The sequence below is a fragment of the Mesorhizobium sp. L48C026A00 genome, from assembly GCF_000502375.1.
In the GTDB taxonomy this organism is placed as follows: Bacteria; Pseudomonadota; Alphaproteobacteria; order Rhizobiales; family Rhizobiaceae; genus Mesorhizobium; species Mesorhizobium muleiense.
Map to the genome: position 1 here is coordinate 39,159 of NZ_AYWU01000033.1, position 19,536 is coordinate 58,694.

Genomic DNA, 19,536 nt, shown 5'->3' on the forward strand with positions numbered 1-19,536 from the left:
CCCATCCATCGAATAGTGGCGGTGCTGAATCGTATTATTAAATATATGTCACAGATTTGTTACGTCAGACCGATACGCCCCGCTGCAACGAAGAATGAAGTTGTGTCTGCAGGGTCGGTCCCCATGAAAATTCTTGTTGTGAGCTTTGATGGGCTACGCCCCGATCTGATCAGTCCCGAACTCACCCCTAACATAGAGCGGGTGCAAAGAAGCGGTACGACGTTGTCTCGCCATCGAACGGTCTATCCGAGCGAGACGCGGGTTGCATTTCCGAGCTTGGTTACAGGGGCGACATCCAGCAAGCACGGAATGGTGGGCAACAAGTATGTCGATCGAAAAGCTGTACCGCAGCTCTATGTTGACACTGCCGATGCGCGCCTCATCGAGCAATTGAACCGCGAAAGCAATGGCGGTCTGATGACTGCGCCGACGCTGGGTGAGATCCTTCACAAAGCCGGAAAGAGTCTGGCGGTCCTTACTACCAATACCCCTGGGACGACCCGGCTATTCAACCACCTGGCCGAAGCTTTCGGTCATCTCCGGTTTTCGGGACATTTCCGTGAAGCCTGTTCACCGAATGATTTGCTTGACCAGGCAAAGGCCCATCTCGGTCCCCTGCCGCCCGCTCCACCGCAAGGCCAGCCGGATACCGATGGGCAAGTCTGGATCACGTCCGCTTTTCTCGATTTTGTCTGGCCGACGCTGGAGCCTGATGTAACGATAATTTCCTATGGGGAGCCCGATACGACTTCGCATTTCCATGGAACCGGGGCAGCCGCCACCCGAGAAATCATCTCCTTTTGCGATGCACAGTTCGGTCGCGTGCTCGACTGGTGGGAAGCGGATGGGAGGGCCGCCGGCGTTCAGATCATCATCGCTTCCGATCATGGCCATATCACCGCACATAGCCGCGTCTCGGTCATCGAAGAACTGAAGGCTGACGGCTTCACCCCGGGCCCGGCGCCAGAGGCTGGTGTGGACCTGGTGGTCGTTCCCGGCCAGGTCGGCGCGTTTTACCTAGCCGATCGCTCTGAAAACAATCTAGGCCGTGTCGTTGAGGCCCTGACCGAACGGCCCTGGTGTGGGCCGATCTTCACCGCCCCTCGAAACGCCGTCGAAGGCATGGCTCGCGGCAGTTTCGCCAGCAGTCTGGTCTTTGCCGACCATGAGCGGGCGCCTGACGTGTATTTCTCGTTCAGGTCCGACGACATTGTCGATGAGTTCGGGCTGGTGGGCAGAACCTGGTACGACAATGCGCGGCGTCCCGGCCTTGGCGTGCATGGCGGGCTGCATCCGAAAGAGCTTGCCGCGGTCGGCATCGTGGCAGGTACGGCATTCCGGGATCCAGGACAGAATTCAGACATTCCATCGGGCATCTGCGACTTCGCGCCCACCGTTCTTCATCTCCTGGGAGTCCTGATTCCTGTGTCGATGACGGGAAGAGTGCTGAGGGAAGTACTCCAAAACGCCGCCGACCTGCCTGCCATCAGATTGGAGCCGGAGGTGTTCGAAACTGGTCTCAATGGTTACCGGCAGATCCTCCGGCGCATTTGTGTGGATCAGACAACTTACCTGGAAGGCGGCTCGGTAGCCTCCTCCGACCTTTCGGAGGCTGCTGAGTAATGAGCGGGATCGTCATCGACAATCTGAGAAAGTCTTTCGGGCCGACATCTGTCTTAAGCGACATTTCGCTTGAGATCGCGGATGGCGAGTTTCTGACGCTGCTAGGTCCATCGGGCTGTGGGAAGTCGACGCTGCTGCGCATCCTCGCAGGCCTCGAGGTGCAGAGCGGCGGTTCGATCGCGATCGGTGATCGCGTGGTCGACGGGGTGCGCCCGAAGCGGCGTGACGTGGCGATGGTGTTCCAGTCCTATGCCCTCTACCCGCACATGACAATCGCGCAGAACATGGCATTGCCCTTGCGCATGCGGCGGCTGTCCGCTTGGCAGCGGTTGCCGCTGCTGGGTCGATTCATGCCGAGAACGACCGCGAGGGTCGCGGAGATCGAGCGGGACGTCACCCGCACCGCCAAGGCGCTCGGTATCGGTCATCTGCTTGCGAGGAAGCCAGGCCAGCTTTCGGGTGGCCAGCGCCAGCGTGTCGCGGTCGGCCGCGCGATGGTCCGCGATCCGGCGGTCTTCCTGATGGATGAACCGCTCTCTAATCTCGACGCCAAGCTGCGCGTCCAGATGCGCGCCGAGATCAAGGAACTGCATAACCGGCTGGGCACGACCTTCGTCTATGTGACCCATGACCAAGCGGAAGCGATGACGCTTTCAGACCGTGTCGCGGTGATGTTAGACGGTGAACTGCTGCAGGTCGCGCCGCCGCATGACATCTATGCCGATCCTGACGATCGCCGTGTCGCGGAGTTCATCGGGTTGCCCAAGATCAACATGCTGGAAGGCGTGGTGCGCGAGGACGGCAGGGTCGCGGTGGCGACGATCGCCGTGCCAATCGGCGAAGGACTCCCCGTCGGCGCGGTCGTCACGATAGGCATTCGGCCGGAAATGTTCGATCTGGCAACGCCGGGTGATAGCTTTTCACTCTCGGGAACGGTGCGCCTCGTCGAGCATATGGGCTCGGACCTGTTCGTCCATCTGGATATTGGCGGGCAGCGAGAACCGCTTGTAGCGCGTCTCGATGCGAGCCGAGCGCCAGCCATTGCCGGCGCGCACTCATTGTCCGTCCGCTTCGATCCAAAGCGGGCACTGCTCTTCGCGGCGGATGGTAAGCGCCTTCGCCAGCGTTCGAACAGCTCGGTCCCGGCCGGAGCGGTCCGCGAGATTGTTTCATGAGCAGCAGCGCAAGTTTCACCAGCACGCGGAGTCAGCACCTGCTGATATCGACCCGCGCCCCGTCAGAGCACAATCCTCGGGCGCTGCGTCGGCGCGCGCTATCGGAGACGTTCACGTCCTATATGCTGGCCGCGCCCGCACTGGTCCTGCTGGTCGCGTTGTTCTTCTTGCCGGTGCTTGCAGTTTTCGCGGTCGCACTCACCAACTGGCATTTTGGCGCGCGGACCTTATCCTTTGTCGGAGTCGACAATTTCGAGCAGGTCTTCGCCGATGACGGCTTTCGAGCATCCCTGATCAACACGCTCGTTTATGTGGCGACCGTGGTGCCCGGGACGATCGTGTTCGGTCTGGGGATCGCGCTGCTTATCGAGAGCGGAAAGAGTCTCCGCGCATTCTATCGGGCGATCCACTTCGTGCCTTATATGGCGACGCTTGCGGCAATGGCGATTGCGTGGGAGGCGCTGCTTCATCCGACGATCGGCCTCGTCAATCAGTCGCTCGCGTCGCTCGGGCTGCCGACGTCGAACTGGCTGCGCGACGAGAACACTGTCCTGCCGGTGCTGGCTGTCATTGGCATCTGGCAAAACCTTGGTTTCGCGATGGTGCTATTTCTCGCGGGGCTGAAGGCGATCCCTCAGGACCTCTACGACGCGGCCGACATCGACGGCGCTGATCTCTGGCTCGATCGCCTGCGGACGGTGACGCTGCCGATGCTTGGCCCTGTCTCGATGTTCGTCTTCATCGTGGTGGCGCTGCGGGCGTTCGAGACGTTCGACACGGTCGAGGTCCTCACCCAGGGCGGTCCCGGCCACGCCTCGGAGATGCTGCTGTTCACCCTCTATCGCGAGAGCTTTGTCTATCTACGGACCGGCTATGGGGCTTCCGTCGCGGTCGTGTTCCTCATCATCGTCGTTGCGCTGACGCTGCTCCAGGCGCGCGTCATGGACAAGAGGGTTCATTACCAATGAGCATTCACGTGCCGATGCGCCCAGCCCTTTTCCTGCGCCATGCCGTCTTGTTGATGACTAGCGCGATCATTCTCTTGCCGTTTATCTGGATGGTCAGCCTGTCGATCAAGCCGCCCGGCGAGATGTTCGGGGACCATTTCTCGTTCCTGCCGACCCAATTCTATGGGGTCGAAAACTATACGCAGGCGCTGACCCGCGTGCCACTGCTGCGTTACATGTTGAACGGCGTCATCGTCTGCACAGCAATCCTGACCCTTCAGATCCTGGTGTGCGCGCCGATGGCCTACGTCCTCGCGAAGATGCGCTTCCCCGGCCGCGAGCTGATCTTTGCCCTCGTGCTGATTGCGCTCCTCCTGCCCCATGAGGTGCTGGCGCTGCCGCTTTTCATCTTCGCATCGAAGGTGGGCATCCTGAACAGCTACGCCGCCCTCGTTCTTCCCTATATCGTCTCGCCGTTCGGCATCTTCCTGTTCCGCCAGTTCTTCAAAGCGATCCCGGACGACGTCGTCCACGCCGCGCGATTGGACGGCCTGTCGGAGTTCGCGATCATCTGGAAGATCATGGTGCCGATGACGATGCCGGCGGTCGTTGCGTTCAGCATCTTCTCGGTGGTCGGACATTGGAACAGTCTCTTCTGGCCGCTCATCGCAGTGAATGACGCCAGCCTGCTGCCACCGCCTGTCGGGATCATCGCTTTCAAGAATCAGGACGTGGGGGTCGACTATGGACCGCTGATGGCTGCTGCAACCATCGTCGTCCTGCCGCTGATCGTCGCGTTTCTATCCTCGCAGCGCCTGTTCATCGAAAGCATTACAAGAGGTGCCATCAAATAAAGGGCCGTCTTGCCGACAGTGACCGGGCGAAGAACTCGCATCATTAGCGGGCGATAACGCCACCAGCAGCACCATCCGTTTCTTATCGGGCGTCCGTCCTCGGGGTCCGCTCGATCCTTCATGCCTGCCGATGTTCAAAAACCATAAGGAGTTCAATCATGGCATCATTCTTCAAGCGAAATCTCTCCTATTCCCGTGCCCTTAAGGATAAACTGCGGACCGGCGACGTAGCGACGATGGTCCATTCTAGCCATTCGTCGCCCGGCCTGGTCGAGAAGCTGGCCGAATGCGGCTTCGATGCTGTGCTGATCGACTGCGAACATGGCGCGATCGGCCCGGAGCGGGCTGAGGAAATGGCGCGTGCCGCCAACCTGTCCGGCATCGTATCGATCCTGCGCCCGGAAGACCCGTCACCGTGGATGGTGACCAAATATCTGGAATGCGGCGTTGATGGTCTGATGATCCCACTTGTGTCCGACGCGACCGTTGCGAAAGCCATTGTCGATCGGTTCCGTTTCTCCGCCCCGTTCGATCATCAGGACCGCGTGCTGATCCTGATGATCGAAACGATCGAAGCCGTGCGGAATCTGGAAGAGATCATGGCAGTCGATGGCGTCGACGCCTATCTCGTCGCGCCCGGCGATCTGGCGCTGACAATCGGCGAAACCCCCATCACCTACCGCTGGCAAAAGGGTGATAAGCCGAAGGCCGTCGCCGACGCCGTAGATGGCGCGATCAACACCATCGTAGGCAGCGGTCGGGCGTGCGGGACCTTGGTCAACCATGACGACGTGGCCGAGTTCATGGGCAAGGGCGTTCGCCTGTTCTACGATCATGCAAATCATATGCTCGCCCATGGCGCCAGCGACTTCCATCGTCGCATCGAGAGCGCTCGGCGCGCGAGCAAATGACGCGGTTCGGCCGGATCGACGCGACCGGGGCCGTCGCTAGATCCGGCTGATAGTTGGCCCACCCAGTCGATATCAGATCAACTCCAAGCCTCTCGAAAGGTAGAGCGATGTTTTCTCGCCTCGCAACCACAGCAATATTGGGCTTTGGCCTTATGTCTGGCGCTGCTTCAGCCGCGCCTATCACGCTCCAGGTGGACGCGACCCCGTCCATCTTCGCCGAGATGTTCCAGAACCTGGTCAAGGCTTTCGAAGTCGAGAACCCGGATGTGAAGATCAATCTCGATCTCACGCAGCGCGATCAGACCGACGCGATCCAAAGCGTGCTTCGGAAGGGGCTTGTCGGCCAGCTTCCCGATATCTCGTTTCAGAGCTTCAACTATCTGAAGCTGCTTGACGATCAGGGCTATGTCGCGCCGGTCGGCGACTTCATCAAGAGCGATACGAGCTGGAGCACCGATTTCTCGCCGTCCGTCACTCAGGCAACCACGATCAACGGCAAGGTGCTGGGCCTGAGCATCGCCTTTTCCTTCCCGGTCGTCTTCTACAACAAGGAGCTGGTTGCCGAGGCGCAGAACGGCGACGGCACGCTTCCCGGCACCTGGGATGGCATCTTGGGCGTCGCCAAGGCGATCCAGCAACGGCATCCGGACGTGCTCGGTGCTTACACGCGCTACAATTCGTTCGTCGGGCAGGGCTTTATCCTGAGCCAGGGCGCGGAAGTCGGCAATGCCGCCGGGACGGAGGTCGCGTTCGCCAACGACGCCGGTCGCCACGCCTTTGATCTGTTCCGCCAGTTTGGCGAAGCCGGTCAAGCAAAGGTCGACATGACGGACGAGCAGGCGCGTCAGGCATTCTCCGGCGGAAAGATCGCGATCCTCGTCGACTCCAGCAGCAGCCTGGAGAGCTTCCAGCGCGCGGCGCAGGGGCATTTCGAGATCGGGACGATCCGCTTCCCGTTCGCGAACGACAGCGGCAAGATTCCGACGGCGGGCATCGCAGTCCTTCTCCACGCCCGCGATGACGATCGCGCGAAGGCCGCGTGGCGCTTCATGCGCTTTGTCTCGAGCCCGAAGGCGCAAGTCATTGTCGGCAAAAGCACGGGCTATGTGCCGGCGAACAATGTGGCGGTGGAAACGGCCGACCTGCTCGGCCAATATTATAAGGACCGCCCGGCCATGTCGGCGGCGCTTGACTCGATCGCCTATGCTGCCCCCTGGTACGCATTCAACGGCACGGGTGCGGCGCGTATCGACCAGTTGTTACTGGACTCGGCACGCCAAGTGGTGACGCTTCGTCAGTCGCCGGCCGATGCGGTCGCCGATCTGCAGAACAAGATCCCGGGCATGGTGGGCGAGTAACCCTGCTCGTGCGCCGAACTAGCGCAGCATCTGGTCGAGCCGGCGTGGGAGATCGCGCCGGCTCTCCCCACCCCAGCAATGGGCGTCCCACTGGAGATTTTATGTCCGATGCCTTCGATATCGGCGGCCGCGAAGTCCGGCCTGCGAGCGTCTGAATTCATTGTCGAGGGCGAAGGTGTTTCCGCGCTCGCCTATTTTCGCGAGGGCGCGGCGTCGTTGCCGCTAATTGTCGGCCTGCCTGGCGCGGGCCATCTCGCGCGGGTCTATTACGGCCATGATGGCGCCCGCTCGACGGACTTTCTCGATCATTGGCTTGAGGAACGCGGGTTCGGCTTGCTCGCGCTCTCCTATCCATCGGACCACCCTGTCTTCCCGCGGCCCGACGTGGCGCTGACGACGACGATGTGGGCTGCGGCCGCCGCGACCATCACTGCCGATATAATCGCCAAGCGCAGCCTGCCGCCCGACGTACTTCTCATGGGCTGGAGCATGGCGGGTCGCGCGAGCCGCGCGTTCACGCGCGCCGCTGAAAGCCATGGTCTTGCTGTCAGGGGTTTCATCTCGCTGGCCGCGACCCCGCCGCTGCCGCGGTTGGCGGACAGGCCGCCTCAGGGCCAGCCTTTCACCGAGGACGGCCTTTGGAAGACCGACGGGCGGCTCGGCGACGCGCAGCCGCAGCACGAACTATACCTGAACGACATTCATTGGAGGAACGGCGGCAGGGAATATGACCTCATTGCCGCGGCGGACTATTTTGGGGCCTACACGACAAACACGCCGATCCTGCTGCGGGGCGAACCGGAGCAGGGCAGTGGTCTTTCCGGAAATAGTCTCGTGGAAACCATCACTGATCTGGGGTCGTTCGATTTCTCGGGCTATCCGATCACCGGGGCCATCATACCGACGTCTCCCTTGGACGCGCGGCACGTGGTGACCGATCAGGCGACTTGGGCCTTCTTGAACAGCCAGAAGCTCTATTCCATTTACGAAGCTCTGGCGCGAGCCGGTGCCAGCATCGGCAGCGACAACGTATGGAACAGCATCCTGGATGTGAAGTTCGCGATGGAGACCACGCTGTCCTGTTCGGTCGAAGGCGGCCATTTCTTCTTCATCGGTCGCGAAGGCGCCATGCAAACCGCTGCCCATATATCGCGCCTCTCGGCGGCATTGGACGCAATTCGATCGCGTCTCCAAGCCTTGGGCGGAGCATCCTCATCCCCGCCGCCGTGCTAACAGCACCTCCGCATTTCCGCGCTCGATGAAGCTGCCTGCCGGCGACATCGCGAGCAAATGCGAACGCATTCCCAATTCGAATTCGCTGCGTCGATCGCCGAGAACGCCCGGGCAAGCTTTGGACGTGGAAAGGATATATCCCATGAGCGAGTCGATATCCCAGCGATGCTCGTAGCTGAAATTCTGCCGCTCGACATTGCGGAAAGCGGAGCGCCGAAGAATAGCTTCGTTCGACTCCGCCAATGTCGGCCTGATGCCGTCCTTGCCTGCGGGGAAATGGCCGCCCCAGAAGTCTTCGATGTAGCGGAGCTGCTCCGAGAACCAGTCACGCGGCTCGCAATTCGTCCGGACGCGCGAGATGATCGCGATAGCGCCTTGGTCGGAGACTTTCGCGCTCAGCTTCGCGAGCACCGTTTCCCGATCCATCCAATGGAACGCCCCGGCGATGGTAACTAACGAAAAGCTACCGAGCTCGGGCAGAAGCTCCTCGGAACGACCCGACAGAAATGATATGTTGGCGGCGTCGTTTGCCTCCGCGAGCCGGCGGGCTTCCGCGATCATGCCGCTGTCTGGATCCACCGCGACGACGTGTCGTGCGAATTTCGAGAGCGGGACAGCGAACTGGCCGGTCCCGCATCCGAGGTCCAACAGGTCGTCGGCGGACGGGTCGACAAGATAATTGCCGGCCAGGAATTCGAACATCGTCGCCGGATAATCGGCCTGATATCGGGCAAAATAATAGGCTGCGCCTTCGAACAGGTCGTCGGGTGCGGGTGCCACTGACTGATGCTGCGTCATCGACGGGGTCTCCTTGTCAACAGCCGGGGAGCGAATTCAATTTCCATCGTCCGGCGGGGTCACGCGGAACGTCCAGGCCCGGGTCCTCCAGCCTGTCCGCAGGACGTCTCGTGTATAAGCGCGCGCGGCGATGGTCTGAAGAAGATCGCGCCATGCCTGCGGCCCGATCTGGCTGGGCACGTAATGTGCGCCTCGCCATGTCGCCATAAAGGTTTCGACGGACATCTCGTGCCAATCCGTCCGTTCACAGTAGAGATAGGGCCGAAAGTGCCCGGACTGCTCGACGGGCCGGATCGCCGCTTCGGTGTCGGTGAAGGTGTGGCGGACCGCTGGGCATGCTTCTCGTATCAACTGGTCTATCTCGCGCTGAAAGGCATCCAACCGGATGTCGCGAGGATTCCAGAGGACGGTGAGAAACCCGCCCGCCTTGAGAATCCGACTGCATTCCTCGAGCGCTTTTATTGCATCGACGAACTGGAGAGCGTTGCCGATCAGGATCCAGCTTGCGGTGTTGTCCGGCAAGCCCGTGGCCTCGGCATATCCGTCGCGCCATTGAAATGCGCCATCGCGGTTCAGGCGACGCGCTTCCCGCCGCATCTCGGCCTCTGGCTCGATCGCGTAGCCGCCAAGACCAAGCGAAGCGAGGGTCGCGGTCAGATTGCCGGTTCCGGCGCATAGGTCGACGACGAAATCGGCGAATCCTTTGTCGGCAATCTCCAGCTTAAGCGTGTGGAGCAACGTTGGTGCATGCGCGGGGCGTTGCGCATAGTCCTGGGGCGTGGCGCTGAAGTTGCCCCAATCAACGGCGGTCGCTGTCACGGCGTCTCCTCCTCGAAGTTCAGCGGTCTTTGCTTGGCGCAAGCGCGAACGCGCATGATCGTCGGCTTCATCGCGCTGATCCTCGTGACCAGCCAAGGAAGGTCTTGGAAACGATCGACAAGCCTGTCTTCAGCTCGGCACCCGTGTCGGGTCCTGTCAGGGAAATGCGGACGGCATTCGGGATATCGGCATCGTCAACCGAGAACAGGTCGGCCGGCCGGATGAGGACTGCGCGCTGTTCGAGCGCCGTGGCAAACGCTTGCCTCGGCAGCTCCGCAGGCAATGGCATCCAGATGTGGAGGGCGCCGTCTTTGGTGACATAAGCTATGTCCGCGAGCACCTCGGCCGCGAGTTGATGTCGCTTCGCGATCTCTGCTGCCATCGCCATGGCAATTCCGGTTGCGGCTTCGCTCTCGATCCACTGCGCGACGATGAGCGCCGACAGCGAGTTGGGGAACCAGGAGGATAGTCTTCGGACCGGTTCCGTCACGCGGGCGGCGCTTAGCGCCGAAGGTGCCACGAGATAGGCCATTCGCAACCCCATCGCGAGGCATTTGGACACGCTCATGCAGTACCAGGTGATGTCGGGTGCGATCGCTGCGATCGGCGGCGGCGCATCGCGGTGGAGAAATCCAAGGACATCGTCTTCGATGATCGCCACGCCATGTCTGCGGCAGACGTCCACGATGGATTGCCGCCGGCCGATGCCCATGACGGCCGTGGTCGGATTGTGGACGGTGGGATTGCAGAACAGGATCCGCGGGCCGGGTAAATCCGCGAAGGCTTCTTCCAACGCTTCGGGAATCATCCCCTCTTCATCCAGGGCCACGCCCCGTAACCTGAGCCCTGCTCGGTTGCCGATTTGGCGCAGCACGGCATAGGTTAGCGATTCGGTGACGAGCGCGGCGCCGCTCGGCACAAGGGCTGAGAAGAGTAGGCTGAGCGCGCTCTGCGTGCCATTCGTTAGGACGATCTGGGCCGGATCAAGGTCGCGTCCGAGCCGGGTCGAGAGCCATCTCGCGCCAAGCTGCGCGTCCCGATCGAAGCCGCGAATGCGATTCCGGCGAATGAGTTCGCCGCACCCATCGGTCGCCGCAAGTCTGCGGAGCGCATCCGCCAAGGCGTCGTCAAGCGCCGAGGCGTTTGCCGGTAGCGCAGTCGTCAAGTCGATGACACTCGCAGAGGAGCGCGCGTTGGCCATCACGCCATACCCACCCGAGCCAGCAGCGCCAGGGAAGTAGCTACGCAGAAGAGCGATACGAGGAGATATCCTATCCCCGCCGTCTTCGGTACTTGAAGCGGCGCGACCTGCAGACATGCGACCGCCAGCAGCGACGCGGCGAGCACGGTCGAGAAATAGGTGTCCGGGATGAATGGCCGGCACAGGAGGACAATTGCCGTCACCGGCACGGCATAGGTGGTGGGCAAGCCCGTCGACCTGCCGCCGGGCGACCCGTTCACATTGAAATAAGCCAGCCGTAGGGCGCTGGAGAGTACGAGGAGCGACGCGGTGGCGATGGTAGTCGGGGTCGCTTGGGCGATGCCGAGGATAGTAATCGCTGGAAAGATGCCCGCGCTGACAAGGTCCGCCAGCGAGTCGAGATTTTTTCCGATCTCGGCCGTTTCTGCCTGCCGTCCTTTCGTTCGCTTCGCGGCGATGCCGTCCAAATGGTCGGCCAGTAGCGCCCAGAGCGCGATGGCGGCGCCGAGTTCAGGCACGCCGAGGATGTTTTGCCCGATCGCGATCATCGAGAGCACGATGCCGCCCGCTGTTATGGCATTAGCCGGATCGAGAAGGTGCCGGATCATAGGAAAGCCTTCACCTGATGACCTCAATGTGTCCGGCCGACGCAGACCGCAGTGCCGGCTTGGAGAACATACCCTCCGCGATGCGAAGGTCGTCGGCGGTATCGATCTCGTACCAGCGCAGATCGTCGCAGCGCGCGGCGGCCAAGGCGAGGCCGGCGTCGGCGATCAGCTGCGCGAGCATCTGCTCGGTATAGACGTTGGCGTGCCCGGCGTCGGCATAGGCATCGAGAGCCGGGACGATCTTGTCTCGCAGCGTTTGAGCTGAGAACCGCAAAAGGTTCATGGTCTTGAACAAGGGCGGGCCGGGCCGGCGCAGATCGGCAGCGGTCTGCTTCATCCGCACCTCGTGGATCGCGCCGCCCTCGTCGATCACCACAGCGGACCCCTCCATCAATTCGGTGAAGGGCGCGACCGCGGCGACGTCCGGTGCTGGATGCCACGCGAGCCGTTCGAGCGCGGCACGCTCGAAAAAGACGTCGCCCTCCAAAAGGAAGAGGTCGCCCGCGAGCAAGGCCTCGCGCGCCAGCCAGAGCGACCAGGCGCTCCCGGTCGTCGCGAAGACGGTCGACTCGACATAGCGGATTTGCAGCCCGCCGAACTGGCCGCCACAGGCATATTCGATCGCGTCCTTGCGATAGCCGACCACGATCGTCACCTCGCGGACGCCGAGCGCATCGAGATGGGCGAGCGCGTTGTGCAGGATCGCGACGCCGTTCACCTCGACCAGCGGCTTGGGCCGGTAGTCAGTAAAGGGCCGGAGTCGCGATCCATAGCCGGCGGCGAGGATGACGGCCTGCTGCGGAATGTTGGGCTTCGGCATCACGGTCTCCGGCATCATGCGATCACCAGCATCTGGACGAGGCGGTCCAGGCCGACCGCGAGCTGGTCGGGCGGCACGCCGTAGGAGAGGCGGACGCCGAAGGGGTCGCCAAAGGCGCTGCCGGAGACCGCGGCGACGCCATGCTCTGCGAGAAGCCGGTGGGCGAAGCGATCCGCGATCATGGCATTGTGGACGGGATTGTCGCCCGCGACCTGATTGGAGAGATCGAGGTAGAAGTAGAACCCGCCCTGCGCCGCCGGGGCAGGCACCGACGCCAGGCTCGACAGGATGTCGAGGCCGCGTCGCCGCGCCGCGGTCAGTTGGGACCGCAGCTGCGCTTCGTATGTTCCGTCATTGCGCTCGAGGTGGCTCAGCACCGCGTGCTGCGCGATGACGTTGGGATTCGACGTCGTGTGCGACTGCAGCGCCTTCACCGCACTGACCAGTTCCTTGGGCGCCGCCAGATAGCCGATCCGCCATCCAGTCAGGGCAAGAGTCTTCGAGAAGGAGTTGATGATGATAGTGCGCGGCCGCACCTCCGGCACCAGCGAGACGATCGGATGATGGATGTGCGGATCATGCGCGAATGCGCCATAGCACTCATCGAAGATCAGCCACAGATCCTTCGCGATGGCCAGCTCCGCGAGAGCCTGGAGTGTCTCACGGTCATAGACGGATCCGGTGGGATTGTTCGGCGTGTTCACGACGATCGCGCGCGTCCGCGGCGTGATCACGCGCTCGATGTCGCTGGGCCGCGGCACATAGGCGCTATCGCGGGTGTCGACAAAGACGGGTATGCCGCCGGCGATCAGCAGCTGGGCGGGGAAGGTGGTCCAGTAGGGGACCGGGACGATGACTTCGTCGCCTGGGTTGACCAGTACCATGGCCGTGTTGAACAGCGCCTGCTTGGCGCCGATCGTCACCGCGATCTCGTCGGCCTGCCAGACCTGGCTGGTTTCGAGAGAGATCTTCCGTGCCAGCGCCTCGCGCAACTCCATCAAGCCGATCGTGTCGGTGTAGCGGTTCAGACCTTGTTGAATGGCCTCGATCGCTCCGTCCCGGATCGTTGGTGCCAGATCGCTCCAGATTTCGCCGGCCGTGAGATCCACAATCTCCATCCCGGCATCGGCGGCAGCCTTCGCCGCGGCGCGGGCGGCCGCTGTGCCCGACGATTTGAACAAGTTTGTCCGTGACGCTAACATGCGCGTCTCCATCCTTTTCGGCAAAACCGCTTACCGCGGCTGTCCCTGGCCATTTCTCTTCTGCCGCCGAGAGCTAGCCGTAGTTCATCAGTTCGAACAGCTCGCCGAGCGTCGCGACTTCACCTTCAATACGGCAATGCTCTCTTCCTGAATGATGCGGTCGCACACGTGCCCCCCCTCCTGAGCTAATTGTCGATTGCTTAATTGGTCCGAGTCGCTCGGACGTCGCTCCGCTGTCCGCTTCGGCAGATACTGTTCTTCCGCCTGAGCCAATTCGTCGTAGCCGATCAGCCTGAACAGCTCGTCGAGGCCGGCAACCTGGTCCTCGATCCCGGCGATGCTTTCTTCCGACCGAATGCGACCGCAGGTGTCACGCATGCCGGCGATCGCCGCCCGCATCGAATGGTTGGCCCAGATGACGGTCGAAATGCCGGCGTCACGATAAACCGAAGCCGGCGTTTTGTAGTATTTAGTGGGGACGATGACGGTCGGCAGTCTGTTGCTCCATCCCTTGGTGAAGCTCAGGATCTCGTCTGCGACGGTTTTGCGGGAGTGGATGAGGATTGCGTCAGCGCCTGCTTCTGCATAAGCGTCAGCACGGGACAGCGCTTCATCAAGACTGTGACCGGCGATCAGCGCCTCGATCCGCGCGACGACGACGAAATCTGGTCCCGTAGTGTCTTTCACGGCCTTGAGCCGGCCGCAGAACTCGTCAATGTCAGCGAGCAGATGCCGGTCACCGACGAAGGAGTTCATTTTCGGGAACCTCTTGTCTTCAAGACAGATGCCGCTGGCGCCGCGTTGCTCAAGCTTCCGCGCAACCAAGCGAGCATTGTTGAAATTTCCGAAGCCGCTGTCACCGTCGACAAGAACAGGGATGTTCGTCGCATCGACCATGCGCTCGACGACGTCGACGACTTGCGTCCAGCTCGCTTCGTTGGCGTCCCGATAGCCAAGCACCGAGGCGATGGAAAGACCAGAGGCCCAGAGCCCTCGAAAGCCGGCACGCTCGGCAATCGCTGCCGAAAGCCCATCATGGGCTTCCATCAAAAATGTCAGTTCCTTCGAAAGAATAAGCTCGCGAAGCGTCGTCGATGGCACCGTCACCGACACGACTTCCGCCCCGAACGAAATCGCCTTGCTCATTGTATGACCTCCTCCATAAACTCAGAGCCAATGAACCTCGGTGAAACGGGACGATTACTCATCGTCGCCCTGACCTCGCTCCAAACAAGTCCTTTGGCCTACAGATGCGCAATGGTCGTGAGATTCGCTGGAAGCGGCTCTGGGCCGGAGCGCACGTTACAGCTCAAGCAGCAAGAGCCATGCCAGCTAAAAAGCCGTTGTTATTGCAATAGGTTGACTTTGCGCAGCTGATTCCGTTTGTTAGCCACGATACAATTCTGTTGGGATCGCGACGGTGGACAAGCTATGTCACCGTGCGAGGGTGGCAGGTGCCGTAAAGGGGCCCGGTGCTCCCGCGCCGATTCCAAAACCTTTTGCTCTTCGCCCGTTCCCTCTTCCGTCTTGACTAGTACGAGCCTACGGCCTGTCTCACTGCCGCGTCAGCACTCGTCACTGACGAGTTCTAATCAGAAAGACGTTCCAGAATCCCTCGCCGTGAGGGGTAAGAACAAGATCAGTGCGAAATCGTACGTTTAGCCTCAGAAAGGGCTCCGAGATCGGTGTTCGTTCTTAAATCGTGCTCTAAGAAGCTTTTTCCAGCCTAGAAACACATATTCGGTGCAGGCGGCAAACCACGAAAAACGTTCAGGATTTTGGCTCGCGTATGATTTCGCACTGATCTTGTTCTGACCCCCTCTTGTTTCAGCCGTGTGACCGCACGGTCGAGATAGACCGTGTTCCAATGCACGATCGCGCTGACGACGAGATTGAGGCCGGATACACGGAAGGGCTGACTTTCGAATGATCTGTCGCGGATCTCGCCACGCTCATGGAAGAACACCGCGCGCTTGAGTTTGTGAGCCGCCTCGCCCTTGTTGAGACCAGCTTGGCACCGCCTGCGCAATGCCGGCTTGAATACCACTCGATCATGAACAGGGACCGTTCGATCCGACCGAGTTCGCGTAGCGCCCTTGCAAGTTGGCTTTCCTTCGGTGATGCCGAGAGCTTCTTCAGGATAGCGAGGGCACAATTGCGCGAGTGATGATCGATGCAGCCAGATGCAGCAAGTCGTCCCAAGGTCGAGGATCAGGGTAGTGTTGATCGGTACCCCGATGTATTTCGACAGTTGTTCCCACCCCTGATAGCGGAAACTGGCTTCTCTGCCCCGAGCCGCACAATCCGATGGTGCAGGCCGCAGAGTGTCGAGGAAAGCCCCTGCCATTTCGTGTGCCCGAAAGTGCGGACGGGGCGGCTTGGGCAATTTGCCAGTGCAGCCTGAACCTCAAATTGAAAGCGAGCGGAGCGCGAGCGGCGCCGGAGTACCTTCACGTCCCGCATGTGATCGACCGTAATGGGAAGGAGGTGCCAGCCATGCCATGAACGGGCATCGCAATGATCGAGACCGAGATCGTCCTTGGCGCGCTGGAAACACTCTTCGATCGTCCAGCGCAGCCCGGCAGCGCCGGCCAGATCGATCAGTCCCGCCTCGGCAGGTGCAAACACCAGATAATAGCTGAGGGCAGAGGGATCGGATCGGCTTTTGCGGATGAGAACATAGCGGGCATAGCCTTCGTCCACGACATCGGGCAGAGCAATGCGTGTCCAGTTACCTGGATATTCTCCCTGCCTCCGTATAGATGCGAACCGGTGAGAGGGATTCCTGGTCCTGAGCAGATGCCGTGGCTGCGCAACTGAAGAGGATCGGCAGAACGAACGCGATGGTTCTCATGTCAAACTTCCCTTAACGTTTTTTTGGGTCGACTGATGGTACTGACTGAAGCCGGTGGTCAGGTCATCACCGCCAGCTGGCGCTTGGCGTCTGCGGGTCAGTTCCGGGAGAGGGCGAAATGGCGGCAGTCCTTCGCGAAGAGCTATACGGATAGCCCGCTGGAGATCATGCTTTACCCGCCGCGTGCTCGTCTTCGTACTCCAGCGGGAGCCCACCCCTCGTTCGACAGTTGCAGCGCGTGAAGGTAATTGCCCGGGGTGCGCCCCTGATCAGACGTGTTGTCCGTTTAGGCGACAATCGCGCCCATCACCCTGCCCGCGCCTCACCCGATGGGCTTTGCGTTCGAAGGAGGTTCATTCTGCCCGCCTTCTCCGTCAACACGCGCAAATAGCCGCCGGAGGAATTGATATGCTGCAGCGTAGTCGACAATGTCCTGGGAAGCTCTTCGCGACAACCGCCGGCGACGAGTGCCGGCTGTCATGAAGGCAGGCTGCGACATCTGCGCCATCGGCCATCACGGATATGTGCTCGGGGACGTCGACCTGTCGCCGGCAGAAGCACCACCATATCCGTGAACCCGGCTTTGACTGGCTTGACAAACGTCGTGGGACCCGTCGCCGTCCGAGCCGGCCTGAACCCAATTCTGTTTCGTTATGACGTGAGTTTGGTGGGTCTTCCAAGCGCCGATTTGGCCGGGTAGGGTTTGCAGGGGGACGAACAACCGGATGAACAAACGGATGATGCTGGAAACTGCGCGTTTGTTGGGGATTTAGCCCGACCGTCGACAGGAAAGTCGCCCTGGTCGAAGGCTTTCTGAAGGGCAAGAGTTTCGCCGACCTGGCGCAGGAACATAGCCTATCGAAAACGAGGGTGCGCCAAATCATCGAGAAGGCTGATCGGCTCGTGGGCGGCGGTATCCTGACCAAGACTGAACCGTCCAAGGCCTCGCCTCGATCCGATTTCATGGTCGCCTATCCGTATGTGTGGAACCTGGCCGAGATGCACCGGCTTGGTAGCGTCACGCCGCATCATTTCTTTGCGGAGTTGGAACGCGCCGGATCGCTGGAGCGGCTGGTTGACAAAATGAGGCGGTTGCCGAGAAGCACACCAACAACAACACGTGAGCTGACGCGCCTCGTGTGGCTAAGGGAGAGGGGCGAGAGCCCATGGCCTGCAATGAAGCGATCAAGCGTTGCGATCGTGGAACCAAGCTGCCCGGCCGACCATCCGGAGCGCGGCCTTCAATGCCAGCTCGCCTTGGAACCGGCCTTGCAGGAATTGGCTCAGCGCGCAGCGGAATCCGGCTGGACCGAGGACGAGATAGCCTACGCGCTCCTCGAGCGCGCCGGCGCGCGCCTCACTGAATGCCAGCGGCACTTTTGAACGACGGATGGCGCAACATGCCGTCGCCGGTACGGCCGCCATAGGCGATGTCGACCTAACGACAGGCTGAACCCATCGCGCGCCGGGATAGGCGTTCCTCGGCAGTGCCTTGGCGAACGGCGCATTAGGCCTGACGATGGTGTCTAGCGCGGCTGAAAGCTCGGTGGCCGTTTTCCAGCTCCAGCCCGTAACGACTTTGCCGGAACGGATCAGCTCATCGCCGCGCAACCGGTGTCGATTATGTCGCCGATGACGGCCTTGCGCCAATGCCGGATGCTTCCGCCGCAATGACAGCAAAGCCGGCGCAGCTAGAGGCCGAGACCGCCGATGCAGACATATTTGGTGTCGAGATAATCCTCGATGCCCTGATGTCCGCCTTCCTTGCCGAGGCCCGATTCCTTGACGCCGCCGAACGGCGCCCAAACCGACGCCCAGAAGCTNCAGTTCCTCGACCTTCTCGACTGCCTTCTCGTCGATCAGCGGCCCCTGCTGCACGCCGTCATCGAGGCCGGAACCAACCTTCAGCCCGTCGCTGGCGGCGGCGAGATTTTCGACGAACTTGTCGTAGACACCAGCCTGGACCAGGAAGCGGTTGGTGCAGACGCAGGTCTGGCCGGAATTGCGGTATTTGGCGGTGATCGCGCCGGCGACGGCGCGCTCGATATCGGCGTCGTCGAAGACCAGGAATGGCGCGTTGCCACCAAGTTCCATCNGACCAGGAAGCGATTGGTGCAGACGCAGGTCTGGCCGGAATTGCGGTATTTGGCGGTGATCGCGCCGGCGACGGCGCGCTCGATATCGGCGTCGTCGAAGACCAGGAACGGCGCGTTGCCGCCAAGTTCCATCGACACCTTCTTGACGGTGACGGACGACTTCTGGATCAGGATCTTGCCGACCTCGGTCGAGCCGGTGAAGGTGATCTTCTTGACCAGCGGGTTGGCGCAGATCTCGTCGCCGATCTCGCCGGCGGCGCCGGTCAAGATGTTGATGACGCCCTTGGGGAAGCCGACTTCCTCGGCGAGCGCGCCCCAGGCGAGGCCGGAATAAGGCGTCTGCGACGCCGGTTTGACGACCGCGGTGCAGCCGGCGGCAAGTGCTGGGCCGAGCTTGCGGGCCAGCATCGAGGACGGGAAATTCCACGGCGTGATGGCGGCGATGACCCCGACCGGCTCCTTGGTCACCAGGATGCGGCGGTCCGCCCAAGGCGACGGCACGACATCGCCATAGGTGCGGCGGCCTTCTTCGGCGAACCACAATATGTACGAGGCCGCCGAACCGATCTCGCCCTTCGATTCGAACAGCGACTTGCCCTGCTCGATGGTCAGCAGCTCGGCCAGCACATCCTGGTTGTCCATCATGGCGTCATGCAGCTTGCGCAACAGCTTCGAGCGCTCGAGCGCGGTGGTCTTGCGCCATGTCTGGAAGGCGGCGTCGGCAGCTTCGATGGCGCGGCGCGTCTCGACCTTGCCCGACTTCGGCACGGTGCCGATCTTGAGGCGGGTGGCCGGATTGTTGACGTCGACCGTCTGACCGCTGTCGGCCTGCACCCACTCGCCGTTGATGAGATTGGCCTGGCGCATGAAATGGCTGGTTTTCTGAAGCATGGTCTAGCCTCCGTTCGGCGCGCTGACGGGCCGCTATCTGGATTTCCTTGACGGGCGTGCGCACTGGCATCGATGCCGGCACGCCTGGAGCCACTGCTCTTTACCTAGGGCAAGCCCCGCAATCAATCGCAAGATGGCATATAGGG

General features: G+C 61.5%; 15 protein-coding genes and 4 pseudogenes. 7 read left to right on the top strand and 12 right to left on the bottom strand.

The features are described from left to right. The first annotated feature begins 123 nt into the window (after positions 1–123). The 7 genes from X738_RS74970 to X738_RS74995 all read left to right on the top strand — a co-directional run bounded on the left by X738_RS74970 (position 124) and on the right by X738_RS74995 (position 8,101). Positions 124–1,623, top strand: a complete 1,500-nt coding sequence (locus X738_RS74970; RefSeq protein ID WP_031256558.1) for an alkaline phosphatase family protein — start codon at positions 124–126, stop codon at positions 1,621–1,623. Next, positions 1,623–2,798, top strand: coding sequence for an ABC transporter ATP-binding protein (locus X738_RS74975; protein ID WP_023802953.1), 1,176 nt, complete (start codon positions 1,623–1,625; stop codon positions 2,796–2,798). The genes X738_RS74970 and X738_RS74975 overlap by 1 nt, the downstream gene beginning before the upstream one ends. Next, positions 2,795–3,766, top strand: coding sequence for a carbohydrate ABC transporter permease (locus X738_RS74980; RefSeq protein WP_051407956.1), 972 nt, complete (start codon positions 2,795–2,797; stop codon positions 3,764–3,766). The genes X738_RS74975 and X738_RS74980 overlap by 4 nt, the downstream gene beginning before the upstream one ends. After that, positions 3,763–4,599 carry a carbohydrate ABC transporter permease gene (locus tag X738_RS74985; RefSeq protein ID WP_023802955.1) on the top strand — a complete coding sequence of 279 codons (837 nt, stop codon included), beginning with the start codon at positions 3,763–3,765 and terminating at the stop codon, positions 4,597–4,599. The genes X738_RS74980 and X738_RS74985 overlap by 4 nt, the downstream gene beginning before the upstream one ends. A gap of 236 nt (positions 4,600–4,835) precedes the next feature. Then, positions 4,836–5,510, top strand: coding sequence for an HpcH/HpaI aldolase family protein (locus tag X738_RS0143835; RefSeq protein ID WP_245277824.1), 675 nt, complete (start codon positions 4,836–4,838; stop codon positions 5,508–5,510). Between the two features lie 191 nt (positions 5,511–5,701). Continuing rightward, positions 5,702–6,868, top strand: a complete 1,167-nt coding sequence (locus X738_RS74990; protein WP_198032915.1) for an extracellular solute-binding protein — start codon at positions 5,702–5,704, stop codon at positions 6,866–6,868. A 108-nt stretch (positions 6,869–6,976) separates the two neighbouring features. Continuing rightward, entirely contained in the window at positions 6,977–8,101 is a 1,125-nt protein-coding gene (locus tag X738_RS74995; protein ID WP_023802958.1) for a hypothetical protein, read from the top strand. Here the strand turns inward: X738_RS74995 and X738_RS75000 are convergent. The 12 genes and pseudogenes from X738_RS75000 to X738_RS75045 form a co-directional block, all read right to left on the bottom strand. Beyond that, entirely contained in the window at positions 8,081–8,899 is an 819-nt protein-coding gene (locus X738_RS75000; RefSeq protein WP_023802959.1) for a class I SAM-dependent methyltransferase, read from the bottom strand. The genes X738_RS74995 and X738_RS75000 overlap by 21 nt on opposite strands. A gap of 36 nt (positions 8,900–8,935) precedes the next feature. Beyond that, positions 8,936–9,718 carry a class I SAM-dependent methyltransferase gene (locus X738_RS75005; RefSeq protein ID WP_198032916.1) on the bottom strand — a complete coding sequence of 261 codons (783 nt, stop codon included), beginning with the start codon at positions 9,716–9,718 and terminating at the stop codon, positions 8,936–8,938. 67 nt (positions 9,719–9,785) lie between these two features. Next, the gene (locus X738_RS75010; RefSeq protein ID WP_084833910.1) at positions 9,786–11,036 is read right to left on the bottom strand and encodes an aminotransferase-like domain-containing protein; all 1,251 of its coding nucleotides are present in this window, start codon (positions 11,034–11,036) and stop codon (positions 9,786–9,788) included. Next, on the bottom strand, positions 10,919–11,527 hold the full coding sequence (locus X738_RS75015; RefSeq protein WP_023802962.1) for a CDP-alcohol phosphatidyltransferase family protein: 609 nt from the start codon (positions 11,525–11,527) through the stop codon (positions 10,919–10,921). The genes X738_RS75010 and X738_RS75015 overlap by 118 nt, the downstream gene beginning before the upstream one ends. 10 nt (positions 11,528–11,537) lie before the next feature. Beyond that, positions 11,538–12,347: a phosphocholine cytidylyltransferase family protein gene (locus tag X738_RS75020; protein ID WP_031256564.1), complete on the bottom strand. Its 810-nt coding sequence runs from the start codon at positions 12,345–12,347 to the stop codon at positions 11,538–11,540. 14 nt (positions 12,348–12,361) lie between these two features. After that, positions 12,362–13,549, bottom strand: a complete 1,188-nt coding sequence (locus X738_RS75025; protein WP_031256566.1) for a pyridoxal phosphate-dependent aminotransferase — start codon at positions 13,547–13,549, stop codon at positions 12,362–12,364. A gap of 87 nt (positions 13,550–13,636) precedes the next feature. Then, positions 13,637–14,695, bottom strand: a complete 1,059-nt coding sequence (gene aepX, locus X738_RS75030) for a phosphoenolpyruvate mutase (RefSeq protein WP_023802965.1) — start codon at positions 14,693–14,695, stop codon at positions 13,637–13,639. A gap of 670 nt (positions 14,696–15,365) precedes the next feature. Next, positions 15,366–15,750, bottom strand: a pseudogene (locus X738_RS83585) (Tn3 family transposase); the annotation flags it as partial. Positions 15,751–16,036: 286 nt separating this feature from the next. Beyond that, a pseudogene (locus X738_RS89815) lies at positions 16,037–16,282 on the bottom strand (IS701 family transposase); the annotation flags it as partial. Positions 16,283–17,588: 1,306 nt separating this feature from the next. Further along, positions 17,589–18,053: a hypothetical protein gene (locus tag X738_RS85380; RefSeq protein WP_156942712.1), complete on the bottom strand. Its 465-nt coding sequence runs from the start codon at positions 18,051–18,053 to the stop codon at positions 17,589–17,591. Between the two features lie 41 nt (positions 18,054–18,094). Further along, positions 18,095–18,497 (bottom strand): annotated as a pseudogene (locus X738_RS85385) (aldehyde dehydrogenase family protein); the annotation flags it as partial. A 2-nt stretch (positions 18,498–18,499) separates the two neighbouring features. Next, a pseudogene (locus X738_RS75045) lies at positions 18,500–19,390 on the bottom strand (aldehyde dehydrogenase family protein); the annotation flags it as partial. Between the last annotated feature and the right edge of the window lie 146 nt (positions 19,391–19,536).